Annotated in this window: 4 protein-coding genes; all 4 read left to right on the forward strand. The window is 33.6% G+C overall.

Annotated elements, in window-relative coordinates:
- Positions 1-497: 497 nt before the first annotated feature.
- The 4 genes from cas12a to cas2 are packed head-to-tail and all read left to right on the forward strand — an operon-like array spanning position 498 to position 6,510.
- Positions 498-4,715, forward strand: a complete 4,218-nt coding sequence (gene cas12a / locus PHV77_03160; protein ID MDD5504298.1) for a type V CRISPR-associated protein Cas12a/Cpf1 — start codon at positions 498-500, stop codon at positions 4,713-4,715.
- Entirely contained in the window at positions 4,715-5,272 is a 558-nt protein-coding gene (gene cas4 / locus PHV77_03165; protein ID MDD5504299.1) for a type V CRISPR-associated protein Cas4, read from the forward strand. Before cas12a ends, cas4 begins: the two co-directional genes overlap by 1 nt.
- On the forward strand, positions 5,266-6,234 hold the full coding sequence (cas1, locus tag PHV77_03170; GenBank protein ID MDD5504300.1) for a type V CRISPR-associated endonuclease Cas1: 969 nt from the start codon (positions 5,266-5,268) through the stop codon (positions 6,232-6,234). The genes cas4 and cas1 overlap by 7 nt, the downstream gene beginning before the upstream one ends.
- Positions 6,235-6,237: 3 nt before the next feature.
- Positions 6,238-6,510, forward strand: a complete 273-nt coding sequence (gene cas2 / locus PHV77_03175) for a CRISPR-associated endonuclease Cas2 (GenBank protein MDD5504301.1) — start codon at positions 6,238-6,240, stop codon at positions 6,508-6,510.
- Positions 6,511-6,703 lie beyond the last annotated feature (193 nt).

Genomic DNA, 6,703 nt, shown 5'->3' on the forward strand with positions numbered 1-6,703 from the left:
GGCCTAAGCCCTGCCAGGCGGTATTTAAATCCGTATAATTTAACCGAACCCGACGCTGTATTTGCATATTCCGAGGCCCGGCAGCAGGCATACGAAATGCCCCTAATAAATGTTTATAATCATAAAAAATGTAATAAAAAATGTATGGAACTTTTCCTTGACAAACCTTGTTTTGTGCTCTACAATATAATTACAATTAGAGAGGTCTTGTGTTTGGAGGAATAAATCCTGGACCGATATAAAACAAGTAAAACCTTCGTAAGGCTTATTATGGCCATACGAAGGTTTTTTATTTTAGGACATTAAAGTATTTTACATAGGACGTATACGGGTAAACTGTTTTGCGGCTATAATCATTACAATCTGGTTTATGGGTGTTGCGGTATGTTTTTCAGACATATAGATAAAAAGGATAGTTGATGATAGGACAGACAAAGCATTAGATTGAAAAAAGCGCGGTCATCCCGAAGACAAAATATGAAAAGGAGAAGGCTGTTATGAAAAATTTTACAAAGCAATATCCAGTAGCAAAAACTTTGCGGTTTGAGTTGAGGCCTGTCGGAAAAGATGGAGAGCTTCTTGACGAGATCCAAGCTTCCGCACTTTTATCGGATGTTCGTGCAAAAGACGACAGAATTAAAAGAGCGTATATAGCATTGAAACCGGTATTGGATAAAATCCATGAAGACGTGATAAATGTAAGTTTGAATTCAGAGCAAGCCAGAAAAATTGATTTCTCCGATTATTATGGAGCTTATAAAAGTAAAACAAAATTAGAAGATAAAGAAATGTTACTGAGAACAAAAATTGTTGAAACTTTTAATGCAGGGGTTGAGCCCATAATAAAAAAAGCTGGAACTGATGGAAAGGGAAAGAAGATATTTAAAAAAAAAGATATAAAATGTTTAAGCGAATCCGGAATTTTAAAATATATCAAATATAACATTGATTATTTTGTTTCCGACAAGTTGCCAAAAAATGAATTGTTGGAACATTTGGAATCTGTTAAAAGATCCTTCTCATATTTCTCGGGGTATAATCAGAATCGGGAAAATTATTACGCGAAAGATGAGAAGGCAACAGCCGTAGCGACAAGAATAGTGAACGATAACTTGCCAAAGTTTTGTGACAATCTCATTTTATTTTCAGAAGATAGGATTATTAAAAAGAAAAAATCTAAAGAAATTAAAAGAATTCCTAGCCGAAAAGAGGAATATCTTAACGCCTATCAATTTCTTAAAGACAAAAACAAGATTACTCAAATTGAAACAAATCCCATAGATAAGGCATTATTTAATATATCAAATTTTTCTAATTGCCTTTCTCAAACTGGAATTAATGAATATAACAAAGTAATCGGTCATTGTAATTCACTTATTAATTTATACAATCAGGCACGCATCAAAGAGCCTGATTTTAAAAAGTTGGAAAAGTTTAAAACTCTTTTTAAGCAAATTGGATGTGGAGAAAGAAGAGGATTATTTTTTGAAATTAAATATGATACAAAAAAAGCACAGCAAGAGTCAGAGGACAAAGATTCGGACGAAATATTAAATCTTGAAGAAATTCTTAAAACGACAAGTGATGCCGGGGAGAAGTATTTCAAAAAACCGTATAATAAAGGGGAAGGGCAAACGATTTATCATTTTATCAATTGGCTAAAGAGCCGGGAAGACTGGGACGGTGTATATTGGTCTAAAGCTGCCATTGATATTATTTCAAATAAATATTTTGCCAATTGGCGTGTTTTAAAAGACAAGTTAAGTAACGGCTTGCAGGGGAAGGATAAAGATATTAAAAAGATATGTTCCGGGATTGCTACGTTTAATAAAAAACGAGAAGAACAATTTGAAATTAATGATGCCGTTGAGTTGTCTGCGTTATTTGCATTTATAGATGAAGAAAACCGTGATGGGTGCAGTAAGTTATTTTTTAAAGAAATAATTTTAGAAGAAAAAAATCAGTTGATCGATGAGCACCTATTATCAAGTCGAAATATTATCAATCTTATTTGCGATGATATGGAATCTCTTGCAAAGAAATTTTGCGATAAGTCATCAGAAATACTAAAGTTGACTGAGTATAAAATCGATGAAAATAGGTTAAAGATAAAAGAATGGCTTGATATTGCGAAATCTCTTTTATGGATTGTTAAATATTTTAATGTGAAAGAATCCAAAGTAAAAGGCAATCCGCTTAATTCTGAATTGTCAAATATGCTTACCTCTATTTTGTATGCTAATGATGTAAAGTGGTTTGACTGGTATGATGCGATAAGGAATTATCTCACCCAAAAACCACAGGATGATGTTAAGAAAAATAAGTTAAAATTAACTTTTGGAAATGGAAATTTGCTAAATGGATTTGTTGATAGTTTCTCGAAAAGCGACAATGGTACTCAATATGGAGGATATTTATTTAGAAAAAAGGTTATAAGGAAAGAAATAACTGAATATGAATATTTTTTGGGGATCAGCGAAAGCAGAAAATTATTTAGATGTCATTTGAAGAGCAATATTTCAAACGAGGATAAAAGTGAATTTGAACGATTAGAATATTATCAAGCAAAAAGCACAACATATTTTAGCCCCAAGTATGTAGAAAATAAATCAAAATTGGCGGAACTTATTGAGAAACTTGTTGATAAATGTGTTCAAAATAATAGTTCACTAGGTAAAGATGCCGAAAGAATAAAAAAAAGAGATAAGAACGGCGAAATAACCCCTTCTAAATTAATCAAAAACATAAAAGAGATAAAAGAGAAAAAAGAGAATGAACAACTTAGTAATATACTTCATGATAAAGATTTAGTTTGTTTTTTAGATCAAACTATCAAGGATTTGAAAGAGTATACCAGTAATTTTATTGAAAGGGCGCCGCAACTTAAAGATATTCAGAAAAGAAAATATTCTGGATATGACGGATACGAGCAGATTATTCAAGATTTGCAAGACATTGCAAAAAATAATAAAGTGTTTCATTTTTTTAATGTAGATAAGCGGGAATGGGCAACTTCCTGTGATGATGAGTCTAACCCATTTTATTTATTTAGAATAGATAATAAGGATTTAAATTATTACACAAAACCGCAAAAAAATAAAAAGGGTATTGAAAATCTGCATACTTTATTCTTTAGAGCTCTAATGAGAGAGTATAAGGATTGCAATTCAATAGACATGGGTAAAGGCGATATTTTTTATAGAGAAGCGATGAAAGATAATAAAACAATCATACATGGTGCCAATAAGCCTATTTATAGAAGAAGCGATGGAAAAACCGAGAGCCTATTTGATCACGATATAATTAAGGATAAACGGTTCACTAACCCTAAATACCATTTTCATCTATCAATATTACTCAATTTTGATTCAAAGCAATCCAACGTTACCGAGATGATTAATCAAGAGTATGTTAAAGACGGTGATATTCGTATTCTTGGTATAGACCGGGGAGAAAAACACCTGGTTTATTATTCATTAATTGACTCAAATGGCAAGATACTAGACCAAAATCATTTTGATCTGATTAACAAAAATAATTATTTGAAGGCCATTAACGAATCGGCTAATAAACGCAAAGAAAGTCGTCAGAATTGGCAGGAAATAAGAAATATCAAAAGTTTAAAAGATGGGTATATTTCTCTGGTTGTGCACGAAATTATTGAAAAGATGAAAGATAGAGAAGGTAATTTTGAACCTACCTTTATTGTGTTGGAGGATTTGACCCCGGGTTTTAAACGTGGTCGTCAAAAATTTGAACAGCAAGTATATCAAAAATTTGAATTGGCTTTGGCAAAAAAATTAAATTATTTGGTTGATAAAAATGCGGCAATGGGTGAAGTCGGGTCTGTTTCCGATGCTTTGCAACTTACTCCCCCAGTCACAAATTATCAGGATATTGAAGGTAAAAAGCAAGTCGGCATTATGCTCTATGCGCGTGCTAATTATACGTCTGTTACTGACCCTCTTACGGGTTGGCGGAAAACCATTTATCTTAATAAGGGAAGTGAAGGGGAAATCAAAGATCAAATAATTGGTTCGTTCACAGAAATAAAAATGGATGAAGCAGGAGATTATTATTTTCAATATACTGATAACAACAGCGGTAAAGAATGGAGGCTATGGTCAGGGAAAGATGGAAAACCGCTTGAGCGATATAGGTTCAAGAGGGGGGAGGGCAAAAATGAACGTATTATAGAGCTACATAATGTTAAAGAAACTTTAGATGGTCTATTCGCAAAATTTAATAAAGAAGAATCTCTTTTAACTCAAATAAAAGATGGAATCCAATTATCAAAAATCAGTGAAAAGTCGTCGGCATGGGAATCTCTGCGTTTTGCAATTGATTTAATTCAACAAATTAGAAATTCGGGAAATGTTGGACAAGGACAGGACGATAACTTTTTGCAGTCTCCTGTCAGAAGTATTGAAGGGCTACATTTTGATTCACGTTTATATAAAATTCAGGAAAATGCGAAATTACCAAAAGATGCGGATGCTAACGGCGCGTACAATATTGCCCGAAAGGGGCTTATTATGTACGAACATATAAAGTGGATGTATTCACAGAACAATAAACCTAAAAATTCGAAGCTTGATTTATTTATTTCAGATCAAGAGTGGGATTTATGGCTGCTTCATAAAAAGCAATGGAAACAACAATTGAAAGAGTTTGCATTGAGAAAAAAGAGCGAGCAGCAATCTAAAAACCAATAATGGAAACCTACATCCAAATTTCCAATTTAAACGATTTCATATTTTGTCCGCGGTCGATTTATTTCCATCAGCTGTTTGGGAAGATATCGACCCGGATGTATCACACGGAATCTCAAATCCGGGGCAAAGCTGCGCATGAAGCTATTGATGAAAAGACATATTCAACCTGCAAGAATATCTTGCAGGGGATGGAGGTTTACTCTGAAAAATACGGTCTTTGCGGAAAAATCGATATTTACGATCAGGACGAACGCACTCTGATTGAACGCAAAAAACACATTGAGGTGATTTATGACGGCTATGTTTTTCAAATCTACGCTCAATATTTTTGTTTAACGGAAATGGGATATCCTGTTGAAAGCATGTTTTTTTATAGTTTTGATACCAACAGAAAATACAGCGTTGAACTTCCCAAGGACGATCCGGCTATGTTCGCTAAATTCGAAAAACTCATTGATAATGTGAATAATTGTGATTTAAACCGATTTACCCAAACCAATGCGGAAAAATGCAGGCATTGTGTTTATACCGCATTGTGCGATCAGGCTTTATGCTAACAGCGCCGGATTTTAAGCAAAAACAGATTTTATTTGCTTTTTTAAGTCGTAATGAAAAGGTAATTTTTAAAAATGATAATATCATCGTTCAGGATGCTGAAGGAACGATAAAACATCAATCAAGCTGTTACCGCCTTTTTATTTTATTTGTTGTCGGTCACATGTCGGTTACAACGGGATTATTGCAAAGAGCAGAGAAGTTTGGCTTTAATATTGTTTTTATGACGCATGGACTGCATGTTTACGGATCGTGGGTAAATAAAGCCAATGGCAATGTTTTATTAAGAGCAAAACAATACAATTATACGAGCCTGGGGATCGCGCAACACCTGGTAAAAAACAAAATTGAAAATCAACTCTGTCTGCTGAAACGCATTAGAGAAAAATGTCCGAATTTAAAAATGGCTATTCAATCAGTTAAAAAAGTTTCCGCCATATTGCCGGACGCGAGTTTGAATTTAAAAGAAATATTGGGTATTGAAGGGATGGCTGCCAAAACTTATTTTCAAAATATTTTCTCCGAATATAAATGGACAACCCGCCGTCCGCGAGTCAAGCATGACATCACCAATTGCCTGCTCGATATAGGCTATACGTTGCTATTCAATTTTATTGAAGGATTGGTTACCATTTATGGGTTTGATATTTATCAGGGAATATATCACCGTCAGTTTTATAATCGTAAGTCATTGATTTGTGATCTTGTAGAACCGTTTCGACCTTTAATTGATTGGCGTATTCGTAACGCGCACAGCTTGGGACAGGTTAAGGAAAAAGATTTTGACGAAAGAAAAGGCCAGTATTTCTTGTCTAGCAAAAAAGCGTTGCCATATGTAAATTTCTTACTTGAAACCCTAGTTGAAGAAAAAGATGATATCTTCAAATATATTCAGGCTTATTATCGGGCGTTTATGAAAAACAAACCAGCAAAAGATTTTCCTTGCTTTATGTTGAAGGAATGAAGTATGCTAATAGTATCTTATGACATTGTCAATGATAAACTTCGGAATCAGTTCTCTAAATATTTGAGTAAATTCGGTTATCGTTTACAATTTTCGGTCTTTGATATAAAAAACAGTAAAAGAATATTGGAGAATGTGATTTGTGAAATTGAAACAAAATTCGCCAAACGGTTCGGTGAAACTGATAGTATTATTATATTGCACTTGAGCCAGCAATGTAAAAAATACTGTTTTGGTTATGCCAAACATGATGAGTGTGTTATGCTCATCGAGTAGATGCCTATTGTGCTTAGCCATTTTGCGCGGCTGATAAAAATTGTAAACCTGTGTCTTAATGTTTATGAAAACCTTTATTTGTTGGACTTACAAAGATGCATGTGGAAAATGCGATTTTATAACTCCTTTGGGAATTGTTTGTTACAAAAATACAGCTGTCTAATAGACTCATAAAATTTCTACTATTGTAGAT

The sequence above is a fragment of the Candidatus Omnitrophota bacterium genome, assembly GCA_028716165.1.
Taxonomy (GTDB): domain Bacteria; phylum Omnitrophota; class Gorgyraeia; order JABMRG01; family JABMRG01; genus JAQUQI01.